The sequence below is a fragment of the Corallococcus silvisoli genome (assembly GCF_009909145.1).
In the GTDB taxonomy this organism is placed as follows: domain Bacteria; phylum Myxococcota; class Myxococcia; order Myxococcales; family Myxococcaceae; genus Corallococcus; species Corallococcus silvisoli.
The window spans coordinates 159,783-175,942 of record NZ_JAAAPJ010000015.1; the positions used below are offsets into that span (position 1 = coordinate 159,783).

General features: G+C 70.8%; 15 protein-coding genes. 4 read left to right on the forward strand and 11 right to left on the reverse strand.

Features of this window, described 5'->3' with window-relative positions; translation table 11 throughout:
- Positions 1-4 precede the first annotated feature (4 nt).
- From GTY96_RS28100 to rpmH, 8 genes are all read right to left on the reverse strand, one after another.
- Positions 5-613, reverse strand: a complete 609-nt coding sequence (locus GTY96_RS28100) for a Uma2 family endonuclease (protein ID WP_143907542.1) — start codon at positions 611-613, stop codon at positions 5-7.
- 76 nt (positions 614-689) lie between these two features.
- Positions 690-2,285 (reverse strand): tRNA modification GTPase, encoded by a 1,596-nt coding sequence (locus GTY96_RS28105; protein ID WP_143907540.1) that lies wholly within the window; start codon positions 2,283-2,285, stop codon positions 690-692.
- Positions 2,286-2,437: 152 nt separating this feature from the next.
- On the reverse strand, positions 2,438-2,665 hold the full coding sequence (locus GTY96_RS28110; protein WP_143907538.1) for a hypothetical protein: 228 nt from the start codon (positions 2,663-2,665) through the stop codon (positions 2,438-2,440).
- Between the two features lie 60 nt (positions 2,666-2,725).
- Positions 2,726-3,508, reverse strand: coding sequence for a hypothetical protein (locus tag GTY96_RS28115; RefSeq protein ID WP_143907536.1), 783 nt, complete (start codon positions 3,506-3,508; stop codon positions 2,726-2,728).
- A complete protein-coding gene (gene yidC, locus GTY96_RS28120) occupies positions 3,505-5,331 on the reverse strand; it encodes a membrane protein insertase YidC (protein ID WP_143907534.1) in 1,827 nt (608 codons plus the stop codon). The genes GTY96_RS28115 and yidC overlap by 4 nt, the downstream gene beginning before the upstream one ends.
- A 52-nt stretch (positions 5,332-5,383) precedes the next feature.
- Entirely contained in the window at positions 5,384-5,602 is a 219-nt protein-coding gene (gene yidD / locus GTY96_RS28125) for a membrane protein insertion efficiency factor YidD (RefSeq protein WP_143907532.1), read from the reverse strand.
- Positions 5,599-6,018, reverse strand: coding sequence for a ribonuclease P protein component (gene rnpA, locus GTY96_RS28130; RefSeq protein WP_143907530.1), 420 nt, complete (start codon positions 6,016-6,018; stop codon positions 5,599-5,601). Before rnpA ends, yidD begins: the two co-directional genes overlap by 4 nt.
- Before the next feature lie 15 nt (positions 6,019-6,033).
- The gene (gene rpmH, locus GTY96_RS28135; protein WP_014400872.1) at positions 6,034-6,186 is read right to left on the reverse strand and encodes a 50S ribosomal protein L34; all 153 of its coding nucleotides are present in this window, start codon (positions 6,184-6,186) and stop codon (positions 6,034-6,036) included.
- Positions 6,187-6,968: 782 nt separating this feature from the next.
- Here rpmH and dnaA point away from each other — a divergent pair.
- The gene (dnaA, locus tag GTY96_RS28140; RefSeq protein ID WP_143907528.1) at positions 6,969-8,324 is read left to right on the forward strand and encodes a chromosomal replication initiator protein DnaA; all 1,356 of its coding nucleotides are present in this window, start codon (positions 6,969-6,971) and stop codon (positions 8,322-8,324) included.
- 5 nt (positions 8,325-8,329) lie between these two features.
- On the opposite strand, the gene GTY96_RS28145 is transcribed toward dnaA, so the two are convergent.
- Positions 8,330-8,773 carry a CBS domain-containing protein gene (locus GTY96_RS28145; protein ID WP_143907526.1) on the reverse strand — a complete coding sequence of 148 codons (444 nt, stop codon included), beginning with the start codon at positions 8,771-8,773 and terminating at the stop codon, positions 8,330-8,332.
- Between the two features lie 193 nt (positions 8,774-8,966).
- Positions 8,967-9,806, reverse strand: coding sequence for a hypothetical protein (locus tag GTY96_RS28150; protein WP_161666332.1), 840 nt, complete (start codon positions 9,804-9,806; stop codon positions 8,967-8,969).
- A 119-nt stretch (positions 9,807-9,925) separates the two neighbouring features.
- Between GTY96_RS28150 and GTY96_RS28155 the strand changes: the two genes are divergently transcribed.
- Both GTY96_RS28155 and GTY96_RS28160 read left to right on the forward strand, forming a co-directional pair.
- A complete protein-coding gene (locus tag GTY96_RS28155) occupies positions 9,926-11,332 on the forward strand; it encodes a M16 family metallopeptidase (protein ID WP_143907796.1) in 1,407 nt (468 codons plus the stop codon).
- A 2-nt stretch (positions 11,333-11,334) separates the two neighbouring features.
- Positions 11,335-12,834: a M16 family metallopeptidase gene (locus GTY96_RS28160; protein ID WP_161666333.1), complete on the forward strand. Its 1,500-nt coding sequence runs from the start codon at positions 11,335-11,337 to the stop codon at positions 12,832-12,834.
- A gap of 65 nt (positions 12,835-12,899) precedes the next feature.
- On the opposite strand, the gene GTY96_RS28165 is transcribed toward GTY96_RS28160, so the two are convergent.
- Entirely contained in the window at positions 12,900-13,181 is a 282-nt protein-coding gene (locus GTY96_RS28165) for a hypothetical protein (protein WP_143907521.1), read from the reverse strand.
- Between the two features lie 462 nt (positions 13,182-13,643).
- On the opposite strand from GTY96_RS28165, the gene thrA reads away from it, so the two are divergent.
- The gene (gene thrA, locus GTY96_RS28170; protein WP_161666334.1) at positions 13,644-16,100 is read left to right on the forward strand and encodes a bifunctional aspartate kinase/homoserine dehydrogenase I; all 2,457 of its coding nucleotides are present in this window, start codon (positions 13,644-13,646) and stop codon (positions 16,098-16,100) included.
- The last annotated feature ends 60 nt before the right edge of the window (positions 16,101-16,160 follow it).

Here is a 16,160-nt window from a genome sequence, read left to right on the forward strand (position 1 = left end):
GGCCTCACGGCAACGCGACGAGCCGGGGCATCTCCTCCACCCCGTCGGGGAGCCACAGCGCTCCCAGGTCCAGGTGGATGGAGGGGAAGGGCTCGGCGCGCACCAGGGCGTCGTCCTCGTGGCTCGCCGTGAGGAGCCAGCCGCGCTTGAGGCGCTGGTAGACCTCCAGCGTGCGCGCGACGGGGTCCACGAGCCACACGTGGGAGACGCCAGCGCGTGCGTACAGGGGCAGCTTGCGCGCCCGGTCCAACGCGGTGGTCGCGGGGGTGAGCACCTCGCAGATCCAATCCGGCACGAGGGTGAAGAAGGCGGCGCCGGGCTCCGGCGGGGCGGCCACGCGTTCCCGGCGCCACGCGGCCAGGTCCGGTACGAGGACATCACCGCCCAGGTGCAGCTCTGGCGCGCGCAGGAAGCACCAGCGGCCGTTGCCACCCCGGCGCGGGTCCAGCCGCTCTCCCAGCTCCACGCCCATCATGAAGGCCGCGCGAGCAGGCGCGACGGAAGGGCGGGGCGAGGCCACCAGCTCGCCATCGAGGATTTCCCCGACCCAGCCTGTCGGCAGTGCCGACAGCAGCGGGTGGGAGGTGGGTTGAAGCTGCTGGAGTGCCGTCATGAACCCTCGGGGAGCGCCGGTGAACGCGAGGCATTCTAGGGAGGGGTCTGACATGCGGACCGCTGCCCGCCCGGGGCTACTTTCCGATGCAAAAACGCTGGAAAAGGGTGTCCAGGAGGGCTTCGGAAACGCTCGTTCCGGACACTTCGCCCAGGGCCTCCAGCGCGAGTCCGACCTCGCCGGAGAGCACCTCCAGGGTGGACATGCGCGAGGCCTCCTCCGCGCGGTCCAGCGCCTCGGCGGTGCGACGCAGGGCATCCGCGTGCCGTTCGGAGACGAGGGCCACCGCGGAGGGCGTGCCACCGCCCCACAATCGAGAGAGCACGGAGGTCCGGAGCGCGTCCACGCCCGCTCCCGTGAGGCCGCTGACGCGCGGCATGGCCGTGGCGCTGTCCGCTTCAACGAGCGAAGTCTGGGGCACGGAGGCCGCGCCTCCGGGCACCGTGGGGACGCTCTTCGGAGGCTCCCTCGCGACATCGCGCTGCCCCAGTGAGGTCAGGGGCTCGGGCGCGACCGCGGAGTGCATGGGTTGCTTCGGTGACCTGGATTCGACTCCGGAGCGCATGGGCTGCGACAGCGACTCGGACGCGACAGAGGAATGCGCGGGCTGCGTCGGCGACTCAGGCTCGACAGCGGAGTGCACGGGCTGCGTCAGCAGCTCCGGCACGACATCGCACTTGCCGACGACAACGAGCACGGCCGTGGATCCCGCTTCACGCATCCACGACGCGGCCTCCTCGCGCGACGCATCCGGCGGCAGCACGAGCACCGCCAGGTCCACGGCCGCGAGCAGCTCCCTCGTGCGCGCGATGCCCAGGGCCTCCACGCGACCGGCGGCCTCTCTCAAACCAGCGGTGTCGTAGAGCGTGACGCCCAGCCCGTCCCACTCGACGCGGGCCTCCAGGGCATCCCTCGTGGTGCCGGGCTCGGCGTCCACGAGCGCCCGGGCCTCGCCCACCAGCCGGTTGAACAGCGTGGACTTGCCCGCGTTCACTGGACCGTACAGCGCCACGCGAGCGCCCTGGCGCACCAGCCTTCCGCGCCCCACCTCCGCGCGCAGGGACACCGCCACGGCGCGCAGCGCGGCGACGCGAGGGCCCGCGTCCGCGTCCGCGTCCTCCGCCTCGTCCGGGAAGTTGAGGACGCCCTCCAGGTCCGCGTGGAGTTCGCGCAGCGGCTCCTCCAGCGCGCGGATCCGCTCCGCCAGGGCCCCGGACAGCCCGGCCGCGGCGGCGCGCACCGCCGCCTCCGAGTCCGCGGCCACCAGATCCGCGACCGCCTCCGCGCGGGTCAGGTCGATGCGGCCATGGAGGAACGCGCGGCGGGTGAACTCGCCGGGGAGCGCCGGGCGGACCCGGGGATCCTCCAGCGCCCTCGCGAGCAACAACCGCAAGAGGCGCGGGCTGCCATGCGCCTGGAGCTCCACCACGTCCTCGCCGGTGAAGGACTGGGGCGCCCGGAAGTAGAGGAACAGGCCCTCATCCAGCACACCGCCCGCCGCGTCCACGAACGCCGCCAGGTACGCATGGCGCGGCGTGGGCGCCAGGGGAACACCGGGCGCGAGCGCACGCCCTACCTCCAGCGCGGCCGGGCCGGACACCCGGAGGATGCCCACCGCCCCCGAGGCGGGAGCGGTGGCGAGCGCGACGATGGTGGCGGAGTCAGGCGTCATGGCGGCGGGGCAGGGGATGGCAGCGCGCGAAGGGAGCCCTCCAGACCGCTGCCCCCTCACGAAGAAAGGCACGCATCCCCACCCGGGATGCGTTCACACCGGATGGAGCGGCCCGCCCTCGCCCTTCGGACGGACCGGCCCGGCGGCCACGACTAGCGGGGCCCCTGCGGCGGGGTGGAACCCCGGGCGGCGCGCTCCACGTCGTCGCGGTGCTCGTTGATGTACTTCTCGACCTCGGCGTCGTCGACCTGCAGGTCGCGCAGCACGCCCGGATAGACGAAGCGGAAGGCCGGGGACTCCTCGTCCCCACGCAGACGGAAGCTCATCTTCAGCACCGCCGCGCCATACAGCTTGTCTTTCAAACCCTTCGCCTTACCCATTCGCTCCTCTCGTCCCAGGCGCCCGCCGGCGGCTCCGAGCGGGCCCCTTGGGGCACCCGCTCAGGCGTCGACGTCGTCCTCGTCGTCGTCCGGCAGCAGGCTCCGCTTGGGCATCGGGGCGGGCTTCGCCGGGGTGAACACCACGCGTCGGTTGCGGCCTTCACCTTCGGCCGCCACCTTCACGCCTTCCACTCCTTCTACCGCCTTCAGGACGCGTGTGCGGTCCTCTGTCTTCATCGCGGCGAACGCGTAGAAGCGCCCCAGGCTGGCGGACTTCTCCGCGAGCCGGCGGACGGCCTCCCGCAGCACCGGATCCTCTTCGACCTGCACGGAGCGCTCGTCCGCCTCCGCGCCCTTCGCCGGCGCCGGCGCGGCCTTCGCGACGGGCTGTCCCCCGCGCTGGCCACCGCGAGCGTTCGGCTGCGGCTGCGCCACGGGAGCCGGCGCGGCGGCCCGAGCAGGCTGCGCGGGCGCGGCCGCCGCCACCTGCGCCACGGCGGCCGTCGGCGCGGCGACAGGGGCCGGCTGCCCGGCGTCACGGCGCGGCCGGGGCTCCGGGTGCGCGCCCGCGCCCAGCATCACCCAGCGGCGCTCGACGCCAGGGCGGTGGAGCATCTTGTTGAGCAGGAACTGGAGCGAATCCAGGACCTGGCTGCGCTTGCCCGGCTCCACGCCCTGAGGGGCGCCGGACTCGAAGTGGAGCGCCACGGACAGGCTGCCGTCGGAGGCGTCCTGCAGGTCCAGCCGTGCAGGGAAGCCCATCAGCCCGAGGATGTCCCCCAACAGCCGCTCCACCCGAGGGCGGAAGTCCCCCCCGCCCACCACGCCCTGAGTCCCGCTCACTTGCGTTTGCCTCCCCCGGCGGACACCACCGCCGGCGTCCCGCCGCCCGTCTGGTTCTTCTTGCGGTCCAGCCACTTGCGCAGGCCGTACTGCTGGCCAATGGAGAGCACGTTGTTGGTGAAGATGTAGAGCGACAGGCCCGCGGGGTACTGGAGCAGCGTGAAGGTGAAGATGACGGGCATCACCCAGGTCATCATCCGCGCCTGCGCCGCGTCCATCATCTGCGGCTGCATCTTCTGCGTGATGATCATCGACACGCCCAGCGCCAGGGGCAGCAGGTACGTGGGGTCCTTGTAGGTGAGGTCCCGCCAGATGGGCCCGACGAACGGCTCGCCGTAGATTTCGAAGCTGTTGCGCAGCGACGTGAAGAGCGCGATCCACACCGGCATCTGGATGAGCAGGGGCAGGCAGCCGCCCAGGGGGTTCACCTTCGCCTCCTGGTACAGCTTCATGATCTCCACGTTCTGGCGCTCTTTGTCCTCCGCGAACTTCTTGCGGATCTCATCCATCTTCGGCTGCAGCACCTTCACCGCCTCCATGCTGACCATGGAGCGGTAGGTGAGCGGCAGCAGCGCCAGCTTCACCACCACGGTGAGCAGGATGATGGCCACGCCCCAGTTCCCCACGATGCCGTGGAAGAACTTCATGATGGTGAGCAGCAGCTTGCAGACCACCGCCCAGATGCCGAAGTCGACCGTGTCCTCCAGCAGCGGGTGGAACGGCGCGGCGGTCAGGCCGGCGACGTTGCGCAGCTCGGGGCCCGGCACCGGGCGCAGCAGGTCCGGATCCTTGGGGCCCAGGTAGCCGCCGAAGCGGAACGTCGCCACCTGGCCGGGGGCCACGTTGAGCGGGAAGCCCGCGGACACCTCGCGCGCGGTGGGCGAGGCGACGAGCGTGCAGTGGCCGGCGATGGGGCCGTCCAGCGGGTAGAGCGCGGAGAGGAAGTACTGCTGGTCGATGCCGAAGAAGGCAATCTGGCCGCGCGTCTCCTCCGGCGGCTTGTCTCCCGGGGACAGCTTGTGGAGCTTGTCGTCCACCCAGCACGCGGAGCGGCTCAGGTTGCCCACGCCGCCGAAGAAGGACGGCGCGTGCTCGAACTCCGGGTCGATGGCGCGGCCGTAGTGCACCTTGAGCTCGCCCGACTGCGGCTGGCTGGAGGTGTTGCGCACCTGGAGGGTGTAGGTGAACTCGAAGCCCTCGCGCGGCCACAGGACCGTCTTGGTCACCTCCCACGGGCCCTGGCGGCCGGTGAACGCGACGCTGCCGCCGTTGTCCGAGGGGCCCTCCTGCACGGCGTAGCGGGTGTTCGCCGCCAGCGGCGCGCCCCCTTCAATCGTCACCGCGAGCGGCAGGGGCTGGCCGGGCACCGGGTGCGCCACGTTCATCTGCGGCGGCGGCGGGATGTCCTTGCCGAAGAGCTTCTCGAAGCCCTCCTTGACGGTGAGCGACTGCTGCTCGCGCATCTTCGTGCCCTGGAGCACGGCGGAGGTGAGGCCGGCGCCCTCGGAGGAGAAGGTGTACTTGACCTCCGGCCGGGCGAAGTCCGCGGTGCGCACGGGGGGCGGGGGGGCCTCCGTGGAGGGCGCGTGGGTGCCCGCGTCCTCGCCCAGGCCCGGTGGCGGCACGGCGGCCATGCCCGGGGTACCGGCATCCAGGGTGGCGGCCATCTCCACACCGGCGTCCGCGCCCTCGGCGCCCGGCGGCGGCGTCTTCGGAGCGAAGAAGAAGGTGTAGGCGGCGGTGGCCGCGAAGGAGAGGGCGAGCGCCAGGAGCAGCCGCTTCTGTGAATCGTTGGACTGGGGCGACAGCGGGTCGTTCGTCATGGATTTCCCTGTACCGGCGGAGGAGGGCCGGAGGGCGGGCGGAGGCGAACCGTCAGGGGACGGGATCGAATCCACCGGGGTGGAATGGCTGGCAGCGCATCAGGCGCCAGACAGTGAGGGCGCTGCCCTTCAAGCCGCCGTGCTTCTCCAGCGCCTGCATGGCGTAGGTGGAGCACGAGGGATGGAACCGACACGCCTTCGGCAGCAGCGGCCCCAGGAACCGCCGGTAGAAGCGGATGGGCAGGGCGATGACGAAGGCGAGTGGACTCATGGGGCGGACTCTTTGGGTGGCACCGGTGGTGCCGAAAAGAGCCGTTGCAGCTTACGGGTGACGCCGTCGAACGCACGGGAAACTTGCGCGAAGGAGGCTCCCTTCGCCGAGGAGCGAACGACCAGGACTACGTCGAGACCGGGGGGCCATTGCCCGCGGCGCTTGCGGAACAGCTCGCGAAGCAGCCTGCGCAGGCGCGCGCGCACCACCGCGTTGCCCACCTTGCTGGAGACGGTGAGTCCTACGCGGGAGTGCGCCCGGGAATTGCGTTGAACGAGGGCCAGGAGGCAGTCGGACGGAATCTTCTGACCGCCCTCCTGGACTTCGAGGAACTCACGCCGCTGGAGCAGGCGAAAGGCCTTGGGGAAGCGCTCGTCGGTTGCCTGAGGCACCCGCGGCGCCGCTCCCTCGGCCATCGTCCGTGCGTCCAGTTACTTCTTGAACGACGACACCACCAGGCGCTTACGGCCCTTCGCGCGGCGGCGCTTGAGGACATCCCGGCCGGACTTGGTGGCGTTCCGCTTACGGAACCCGTGGGCGCGGTTGCGCCGGATCTTCGACGGCTGGTACGTGCGCTTGGACACAACGACTCCTGAGAGCTGAAGGTGGCGCCTGGAACACCCGGCGCGACCCGTACAGTGGAAAGGGGGCGTCCGTAACCCTATTTCCTGGACAAGTCAATCAAGGATCACTTCGCCGGCCCTACAGCCCTGCGCCGGTGGACGCGGCCGATCATGTAGGAAAAGGGGGGACGGGGCAAGGAACGGCCATGGGGTTGTTCCAGTAGAGCGCGTGGATGCGCTCCGTCCCGTCATGTAGGACCTCCGCTTCCGAAGCGAAGCGCTCGGGAAGGTCTTCCGGGAGCGGCAGCGCCTTCGGCGTGGGCGACAGGGAGTCCTGGTACAGGAAGAGGTCGTGGACCGGGGCCTCTCCCGGTGCGCCGCTTCGGCGGAGCAGGAACGTCCGTCCTTCCGCCGTCGTCGTCGCGAACAAGGTCCTGCGGGCATCCCTGGGCATCCCCCGGGGACGGGGCGGGGAACAGTCCCTGACCTCGGACACGCGGCGCGGATCCTCCAGAAGCGCTCCGCCCACCGTCCAGCACCCGACGTCCCGACCTCCACCGGGGATCCGTTCAGGTGGCGACGCCACCCACCTCCCGCGAACCCCCGGAACGCCTCTCTCAGCAGAGGCGATCCGGATCCACGCCCGGACATCGCGCGCGGATCCGCCGGGAGATCATCCGCGCACCGCCAACCCCTTGGAACTCCGGTGCTACAGGCCGGTTCCTTGATCAGCCCGATACCGTCTGTTAGCACCGCCAGACGCCCGCTGGTTCTCCTGATCCGCGCCGTCCCCGAGCCTTCGTGTGAACGCCCTCGCCCAAGCCCCCATGCCGTCGCTGCCCAGTGCCGGAGTCATCTGGACCCGCACGCTGGAAGCCATCCGACAGGAGGGGCTCCACTACGCGCTGACCTGGCTGGAGCGGATGCGCCCCATGGAGGTGCGTGAGAACGCCCTCGTCCTGGGCGTGCCCGACCGCTTCTTCCGCGACTGGGTGGATGACCACTACCGGTCCATGCTGGAGACGCACCTGGCCCGGCTGGAGCCTTCCCTGGGCCGCGTCGCCTATGAGGTCGTCGTCGGTCCTCCGCCGACGTCGGACCTGCCGCCCACGCCCACCGTGAAGGTGAACTCCCTGCGGCCGGCGCGGCTCAACCCGCGCTTCACCTTCGACACGTACGTGGTCGCGGACAGCAACCAGCTCCCCGCCGCGGCGGCGCAGGCCGTGGCCCACCGACCGGGCCACAACTACAACCCGCTCTACATCTACGGCGGCACCGGCCTGGGCAAGACGCACCTGCTCCAGGCGGTGGGCAATCACATCTGGGAGAAGGACCCCACCCAGCGCATCGTCTATCTCTCCAGCGAGCAGTTCACCAACGAGTACGTGGAGAGCGTGCGCGAACACCGCATGACGGACTTCCGCCGGAAGTTCCGGGAAGAGTGCGACGTGCTGCTCATCGACGACATCCAGTTCCTGGGCAAGCGCGAGGAGACGCAGAAGGAGTTCTTCTACACCTTCGAGACGCTCTTCGGCCTCAACAAGGCCATCGTGCTCACCAGCGACATGGTGCCCGCGGAGGTCCCCGGCATGGAGGACCGGCTGCGAAGCCGCTTCGCCATGGGCCTGATGGCGGACATCCGCGAGCCCACCTACGAGACGCGCGTCGCCATCCTCCAGAAGAAGGCGGAGCAGGAGGGCCTGAACCTGCCGGACCCCGTGGCGCACTTCATCGCCCGGCATGTGCAGAAGAACGTGCGCGAGCTGGAAGGCGCGCTCGTGAAGCTGTCCGCCATGCACAGCCTGACGCGGCAGCCGGTGACGGAGGAGTTCGCGGCCCAGGTGCTGCGCGACATCCTGCCCGCGCAGCGCACCGTGGACGTGGAGGCCATCCAGCGGGAGGTGGCCCGCTTCTACAAGGTGACCGTGGACGCGCTGAAGGAGGACCGGCGCCACAAGGCGCTGGCGCACGCGCGCCAGGTGGCCATGTACCTGAGCCGCAAGCTGACGAAGAGCTCCTTCCCGGAGATCGCCTCGCGCTTCAACAAGGACCACTCCACCGTCATCTCCGCCGTGCGCAAGGTGGAGGGCCTGCGGGAGACGGACGCGGCCGTGCACCGCGACCTGTCGGAGCTGGAGACGAAGCTCGGCGGGATGTGAGCCTTTCAGTTCGCGGGGGCCGGCTCCGAGATGGCGGACACGGCCCCGAGCGTCCTGCCGCTCTCCTGCTCGTCCAGCTCCTCCGCGATGTCCCCCAGGGCGACGATGCCCACCAGCCGCTTGTCCCGGTTGAGCACCAGCAGGCGGCGGATCTTCGAAGCCCGCATCTTCTGGGCCACCTGGGTGAGGTCATCGTCGTCGTAGACGTACTCCACCCCGCGCGTCATCGCCTGGGCCACCTGGGTCCTCTCCACGTCCAGCCCCTGGGACACCGCGCGGATCACGATGTCCCGGTCGGTGAGCATGCCCACCAGCTCGTCGCCGTCGCAGACCGGCAGGGAGCCCACGTCCAGGGCGCGCATCTTCTCCGCGGCGACCTTCAGGGAATCCACCGGACGGACGGTCTCCACGTCCGGGGTCATCGCGTCGCTCACACGTTCCGTTGCCATGGCGTCTCTCCGGCTGCGGTTCCCCTTCAGCGTGGGCACCACACCGCCTGCTGACAGGCGCCGGGGACGGGAATGTCTGTCCATGTCCCCAGGCTCCGGGCAGGCCACGGCTCCAGGGGCTCTCCAGGGAGCTCACATCAAGGCGCCCGGCCGGGAGCTCCCTCTTTATTCACAGACACCCTGACCGCTCCGTTCAACCCTCACGGGACATCAACCAGCGCGCGATGTCCCTCAGCGGGGCCCTCAGGACGTAACCCCAGGCGGACAGGATGACGATTCCCAGGAGCATGCCGCCAATCGCATACCCCCGGCGGTCGATGGGTGGGGAAGCCTTCAGGTCCACGCGCGTCAGCGCCACCGCGCCGAAAATCACCGCGAACGGCGCGAGCAGGGGCATCAGCACCGCGTTGACACCGAGCCGCAATGCCTGACGCGCGAGGGGGTTGTTGAGGCGCCGGTCCCACAACACCCTCAGCGCCTTGGCGGTCACGGGGCGCTGGAAGAAGAGCTGGTTGCGCACGTCCCGGTGGATGCCCCACGCGACGAGCATCCCGGGGCTGGCGCACAGCAACAGGAACCAGAGCGGTTGACTCACCTGGGTCCACATGACCCACGCCATCACCAGCGGCGGCAGCAACAGGGCGTGCCGCGCCCAGGGCCTGCCCAGGAAGAAGGCCACGCCCACCGGCGCCGCCGCGAGCATCAGGACCGCGAGCAGCGTGTGCCACGTGGGCCCCAGCCCCCACGCCACGAAGCAGGCGATGGCCCCCACGCAGAGCAGCAGCGTGACGAACCCCACCGTCCACGTCCACCCGTCGCGCCGGCCCCAGAAGCGCTGGCGCAGGGCCTCCAGGTAGTTCACGTCCGGACGCGCCGCGCAGGCCGCGCAGAACCGCTGGCCCTCCAGGCCCAGCACGGCCGTGGAGCACGCCGCGCACATGAAACCGCCGCACCGGGAACAGGTGCCGCCCGCGAGCACTTCCGGGTGGGCGACGCAGGGGACCGCCGCGGAAACGGGAACCTCCAGGCTCATGGCCGCAGTGTCGCACGGCGAGCAACACCCCACACAGGGCCGCCTTCGGGATTACAGGCCCCGGGGCGCGTGCTAAGCGCGCAGGTCCTGTCCTGAACCGTGGAGGAATCTTGTCCCGATTGAAGGCCCTCGCCGCCGCGGCCCTGTTCATGGGGCTTCCGGCGTTCGCGCAGACTCCCGAGGCGAAGCCCCTGGAGCCTGGCCGCGAAAACCTGGCCATCCCGTATGAGAAGTACACGCTGCCCAACGGCCTGGAGGTCATCCTCTCCGTGGACCGCAAGCTGCCCGTGGTGGCCGTCAATGTCTGGTACCACGTGGGTGCCTTTGACGAGCAGCCGGGCCGCACCGGCTTCGCGCACCTCTTCGAGCACATGATGTTCCAGGGCTCCAAGCACGTGCCGGACGACGTGCACATCGGCCTCCTGGAGCAGGCCGGGGCCAGCGACCTCAACGGCACCACCAGCTTCGACCGCACCAACTACTACGAGACCGTGCCCAGCAACCTGCTGGAGACCGCCCTCTGGCTGGAGAGCGACCGCATGGGCTTCCTGCTGGACGCCCTCACGGAGAAGAAGCTCCAGACCCAGAAGGAGGTGGTCAAGAACGAGCGCCGCCAGAGCGTGGAGACCGCCCCCTACGGTGAAGCCCAGGAGAAGGCGTGGCAGGCGCTGTTCCCGCCTCCGCACCCGTACTCGGGGAACGTCATCGGGTCCATGAAGGACCTGGACGCGGCCACCGTGGACGACGTGAAGTCGTTCTTCCGCACCTGGTACGCGCCCGCCAACGCGACGCTCGCCATCGTGGGCGACTTCGACCCCGCTAAGGCCAAGGCCCTGGTGGAGAAGTACTTCGCCACGCTGCCCTCCGGCCCCAAGCCCAAGCGCCCCGACGTGGCGCCCGTGAAGCACACCGAGGAGGTGGTCATCCGCCACGACGAGAAGGTGGCCACGCTGCCGCTGCTCTCGATGTCCTGGCTCACCGCCCCGTACCTGACGCCGGGGGACGCGACGGCGGACGTGCTCGCCACGGCGCTGGGCACCGGCCGCGCGAGCCGCCTGTACCGCCGCCTGGTGCTGGACAAGCAGCTGGCGCAGAGCGTGGACGCCACGCAGCAGAGCCAGGGCGCGCAGTCCGTCTTCTCCATCGAAGCGGTGGCCCGGCCCGGCGTCTCCACCGACACGCTGAAGAAGGAGATCGACGCGGTGCTGGACGAGGTCCGCAAGGACGGCATCACGGAGGAGGAGATCGTCCGCGCGCGCACCCGCTATGACACGCGCCAGCTGGCGGGCCTGCAGGCCGTGGGCGGCTCCGGCAGCAAGTCCGACACGCTCCAGACCTACAACCAGTTCGTGGGCGAGCCCAGCTACGTCGCGCAGGACCTGGCGCGCTACCAGGAAGTCACGCCCGCGAAGGTGAAGCAGTTCGCCAACGACGTGCTGCGTCCCGACGCGCGCGTCACCCTCCACGCGGTGCCGTCCAGCAAGGCCGCGCCTCAGTCTTCCGGTTCGGGCAAGGAGGCCCGTTGACCATGCACCGCCGAATCCTCACCGCCCTCCTCGCGCTGACCGTCTCCGGCTGCGCCACCACCAAGCCCGCGGAAGCCCCTCCCAGCGAAGCGCCGGCGCAGCAGGCCCCGGCCCCCGCGCAGGACGCCGAGGCGTTCCGCGCCACGCCGCCCACGCCCGGCAAGCCGCCGGAGCTGGTGCTGCCCACGTTCGAGAAGGCGCAGCTGGACAACGGGCTCACCGTCATCGTCAGCACGCGCAAGGAGCTGCCGCTGGTGTTCGTGGGCATCGCCTTCGCCGCGGGCGTGTCGCAGGAGCCCCCCGCGAAGCTGGGCATCGCGGACCTGTCCTACCGCATGCTGCTGGAGGGCGCGGGCAAGCGCGACACCGTGGCGCTGGACAACGCGTTCGCGGACCTGGGCGTCTCGCCCGCGATGTCGGTGGATCCCGACGGCGCCTTCGTGGGCGCGCGCGTGCTGACGCGCAACGTGGACGCCGCGATGTCGCTCCTGTCGGACGTGGTGCTGCGGCCCACCTTCGACGCCAAGGCCTTCGAGCGGCGCAAGAAGCAGCAGCTGGGTGAGCTGGTGCGCCGCATGGGCGACCCGAACTTCCTCGCGCAGCAGGCCTACTACCAGGCGGTCTTCGGCGCGGACCACCCCTACGGCCACACGTCCGGGGGCACGCCGAAGACGGTGGAGTCGCTCACGCTGGCGGACGCGAAGAACTTCTACCTGAAGAACACCGGCCCCCGCGCCGCCGCGCTCATCATGACCGGCGACGTGACGCTGCCGCAGGCGGTGGAGTGGGCGAAGAAGTACTTTGGCGGGTGGAAGGGTGGGGCCGTCGCGCCCAAGCCGCCGCCCACGCCGCCCGTGCCCCCGCGCCAGCAGGTGCGCATCGTGCCCAAGCCGGGCCTGGAGCAGACGGTGGTGCTGGTGGGCCGTCCCGGCCTCGCTGCGGGCCACGCGGACGAGTACCCGCTGGAGCTGGCCACCACGGTGTTCGGCGGCTTCTTCGGCAGCCGGCTGAACATGAACATCCGCGAGGACAAGGGCTACAGCTACGGCGCCAACGCGCACCTGGGCACGCGCCTGGGCGTGGGTCCGCTCACCGCGTACGCGGCCGTGCGGCGCGACGTGACGGGCCCCGCGCTCAACGAGTTCATCAAGGAGCTGGCCGGCATCAAGACGAACCCCATCACGGAGAAGGAGCTGGCGGCCGCGCGCGAGGGCCTCATCCGCGCCTTCCCGGGCGCCTTCGAGACGGTGGAGGGCCTGGGCAGCAGCGCCGCGCAGCTCTACTTCCACCGCCGCCCCATGGACGAGTTCAAGCGCAGCGTGGAGGGCCTGCGGGACGCCAGCGCCGCGGAGGTGCAGCGCGTGGCGGAGGCCTACCTGGACCCCGCGAACATGCAGGTGGTGCTCGTGGGCGACCCGCTGGTCATCCAGGAGCAGGTGACGCCGCTCAACCTGGGCAAGCTGACCCTGGTGGACCCGGAAGCGGCCCCCGCGTCCAAGTAGCGGCCCGCTTCTCTTCGTGATGTCCGGCCGGGGTCCCGACGCGGGTGTCGGGGCCCCGGCTTTTTTCATTCCCGGGTGGGCTCCGTGTCCTCCTCGCGGGCCTCGGCCTTGAGGCGGCCGCGCTCCTCGCGCTCCTCGTCGTCGATGTCGTCCATCACGCTCTGGGGGTTGTTCCGGGGCCCACCCACCGGGGCGTCGCTGTCGAAGGCGAACTTCTGCTCCTCGGTGGAGTGCTTGGCGTTGTCCGCGTACAGGGGCTTGGTGTCGTCCGCCTCCAGTCCCCGCTCCACGCGGTCCTTGGCGAAGCCGGGCTTGTGGGCGGTGTCGCTCTTCTTGCGGGTGGCCATGGGTGGCTCTCCTGGGTGGTGGGACTGCTCACCTCTGGTCAATGTCGGCAGCCCCGGCCCTCCGCACCACGGTGGACGCCTGGGGGCGGGGGCCCGACTGGCTGCCTCCTGACCTGGAGCCGCCAAAGCGGTTAGGATGGGGCTCCATGGTCGGACGCAGCGGGAACAGCCAGCGGCACGAGGGGACGACATCCTCCGTGGGCGCGCGTCTCCAGGCCGGCCTGACTCACACTCGCACTCGCACCGGCCTGACTCCTCGCGGAGCGCGGACCGCCTGACTTCGAAGCGGACCTTCCCAGGTCCCCCCTTCCGAACCCGGCCCCGCGCTCCTCCCGAGCGCGGGGCTTTTGCGTTGCCCCACCCCGTGTCCGCTGAAACCTCCCAAGGACCCCGTATGACGACGCCGCTTCCGCTGAACCACCGCAGCCGCCGTGCCCCGCTGTTCCGCGAGGAGGCCGTGTCATGCGCGTGATGAAATTCGGTGGCACCAGTGTCGCAGATGCGGACCGGATGCGCGGGGTGGTGGCGCTGGTGGAGGAGGCGCGAAAGACGGAGCGGGTGGCGGTGGTGGCCTCCGCGGTGTCTGGCATCACCAACCTGCTGGTGGAGGCGGCGCGGGTGGCGCAGGAGGGCGAGCCGGTGCAGGACGCCTGCGCCCGGTTCGACGCCACGCACTCCGCCATCGCGAAGGCGTTGAGCGGGGACCTGAAGCCCGCGCAGGCGCGGCCGCTGGCGGAGGGGCTGGTGGCGCTGGGGGTGGAGCTGCGCGGGCTGTTGCAGGGCGTGGGGCTCTTGCGGGAGTGCTCGCCGTCGGTGCTGGCGCACCTGTCGGGCCTGGGGGAGCGGGCGTCGTGCCTGCTGCTCGCGGCGCTGATGGAGGCCCGGGGGCTCTCGCCCGTGAGCGTGGATCCGCGGCAGGTGCTGGTGTGCGTGGGGGATCCGCTCCAGGCGACGCCTCGGGTGGAGGAGATCCGCGAGCGGTTCGCGCCGTTGCGCGACGGAGGCCCGGGGCTGTTGTTGATGCCGGGCTTCTTCGGTGGGGATGTGCGCGGCAAGACGATGTCGCTGGGGCGTGGGGGGTCGGACTACTCGGCGGCGCTGGCGGCGGCGGCGCTGGATGCGCGGCTGCTGGAGATCTGGACGGACGTGGACGGCATCTTCAGCGCGGACCCGCGGCTGGTGCCGGAGGCGTTCGCGCTGGAGGAGGTGAGCTTCGAGGAGGCGATGGAGCTGGCCTACTTCGGCGCGAAGGTGCTGCATCCGAAGACGATCGCCCCCGCGCGCGAGCGGGGCATCCCGGTGCGCGTGTGCAACAGCTTCCGGCCGGAGCACCCGGGCACGCGGGTGACGGCCACGGCGCCGTCGGCGCGGCACCCGGTGCGCGGGCTGTCATTCCTGCCGGACATCGCGCTCATCAACATCGCGGGGGCGGGGTTGAAGGGCGTGCCGGGCACGGCGGCGCGGGTGTTCGAGGCGATGGCGCGAGCGTCCATCTCCGTGGTGTTGATCACCCAGGGCTCCAGCGAGTCCTCCATCAGCTTCTGCGTGGGGGAGGCGGAGGCCGCGAAGGCGGTGCTGGCCCTGGAGGACGCGTTCGAGGCGGAGCGCGAGGCGGGGAAGGTGGACCCCATCGAGCACCAGCCGGGGTTCGCGGTGTTGAGCATCGTGGGGGACGGGATGCGGCACCGCGTGGGCATGGCGGGGACGTTCTTCAGCGCGCTGGGGGACGTGGATTGCAGCATCGCGGCCATCGCGCAGGGCTCCAGTGAGCGGAGCATCTCCGCGGTGATTGCACGCGAGGACGGGCCGCGCGCGATGGCGCACGTGCACCGCAAGTGCTTTGGCACCACGGAGGTGGTGGAGCTGCTGGTGGCGGGCGTGGGCACGGTGGGTGGGGAGCTGCTGAGGCAGATCCACCAGCAGGCGCCGAAGCTGAAGGCGCATGGGTTGGATTTGAGGGTGTGCGCCATCGCCAACAGCAGACACAGCTTGGTGGCGCCGGAGGGCGTGGCGCTGGAGGGGTGGAAGGCGCGGCTGGAGGCGAGCGAGTCTGGCTTCACGCTGGAGACGTTCCGCGCGTGGGCGAAGGCGCGGCGGCCGGGCCGGCCCATCTTCGTGGACTGCACGAGCAGCGAGGACGTGGCGCTGGGGTATCCGGCGCTGATGGCCTCCGGGCTGCACGTGGTGACGGCGAACAAGAAGGCCAACGCGGGGCGGCAGGAGCACTGGCGGACGCTGCGGGAGACGGCGGCGCGGCACCAGCGGCGGTTCCTCTACGAGACGAACGTGGGGGCGGGGCTGCCGGTCATCGACACGTTGAAGAACCTGCTGCGCACGGGCGACACGGTGCACCGGGTGGAGGGCATCCTGTCGGGTTCGCTGTCGTTCATCCTGGGGCTGACGGAGGCGGGGGTGCCGCTGTCGAAGGCGGTGGGCACGGCGATGGAGAAGGGCTTCACGGAGCCGGATCCGCGCGACGACCTGGAGGGCACGGACGTGGCGCGCAAGGTGCTCATCCTCGCGCGCGAGCTGGGGCGCACGCTGGAGTTGGAGGAGGTGGCGCTGGCGTCGCTGCTGCCGGAGGAGTTCGACGCGAAGGGGCCGCTGCCGGAGTTCCTGGCGCGGCTGCCGCAGGCGGATGACCTCTTCCAGCGGCGGGTGGATGCGCACCGGAAGGAGGGCAAGGTGTTGCGCTACGTGGGCAGCGTGGGCCCGGAGGGCGTGAGCGTGGGATTGGTGCCGGTGCCGCTGGAGCATCCGCTGGCGGCGGTGAAGGGGGGCGAGAACGCGCTCAGCTTCTTGTCGGAGCGCTACAGCCCCACGCCGCTGGTGATTCGGGGTTACGGCGCGGGCGCGGCGGTGACGGCGGCGGGGGTGCTGGCGGATGTGTTGCGATTGGTGGAGGGGCCGTTGCCCTGAGCGTGGGTGTTAGGCTTTTCCTTCATGGGGAAAAGCCTGACGTCCGTCGTCCTGGCGCTG

What these genes read in the sequence shown, in the direction of transcription:
- GTY96_RS28145 (WP_143907526.1), bottom strand. Translation starts at nt 8,773, where the DNA reads ATGGCAACGGAACGTGTGAGCGACGCGATGACCCCGGACGTGGAGACC.
- yidC (WP_143907534.1), bottom strand. Translation starts at nt 5,331, where the DNA reads ATGACGAACGACCCGCTGTCGCCCCAGTCCAACGATTCACAGAAGCGG.
- GTY96_RS28105 (WP_143907540.1), bottom strand. Translation starts at nt 2,285, where the DNA reads ATGACGCCTGACTCCGCCACCATCGTCGCGCTCGCCACCGCTCCCGCC.
- rnpA (WP_143907530.1), bottom strand. Translation starts at nt 6,018, where the DNA reads ATGGCCGAGGGAGCGGCGCCGCGGGTGCCTCAGGCAACCGACGAGCGC.
- GTY96_RS28150 (WP_161666332.1), bottom strand. Translation starts at nt 9,806, where the DNA reads ATGAGCCTGGAGGTTCCCGTTTCCGCGGCGGTCCCCTGCGTCGCCCAC.
- GTY96_RS28165 (WP_143907521.1), bottom strand. Translation starts at nt 13,181, where the DNA reads ATGGCCACCCGCAAGAAGAGCGACACCGCCCACAAGCCCGGCTTCGCC.
- thrA (WP_161666334.1), top strand. Translation starts at nt 13,644, where the DNA reads ATGCGCGTGATGAAATTCGGTGGCACCAGTGTCGCAGATGCGGACCGG.
- GTY96_RS28100 (WP_143907542.1), bottom strand. Translation starts at nt 613, where the DNA reads ATGACGGCACTCCAGCAGCTTCAACCCACCTCCCACCCGCTGCTGTCG.
- GTY96_RS28110 (WP_143907538.1), bottom strand. Translation starts at nt 2,665, where the DNA reads ATGGGTAAGGCGAAGGGTTTGAAAGACAAGCTGTATGGCGCGGCGGTG.
- yidD (WP_143907532.1), bottom strand. Translation starts at nt 5,602, where the DNA reads ATGAGTCCACTCGCCTTCGTCATCGCCCTGCCCATCCGCTTCTACCGG.
- GTY96_RS28160 (WP_161666333.1), top strand. Translation starts at nt 11,335, where the DNA reads ATGCACCGCCGAATCCTCACCGCCCTCCTCGCGCTGACCGTCTCCGGC.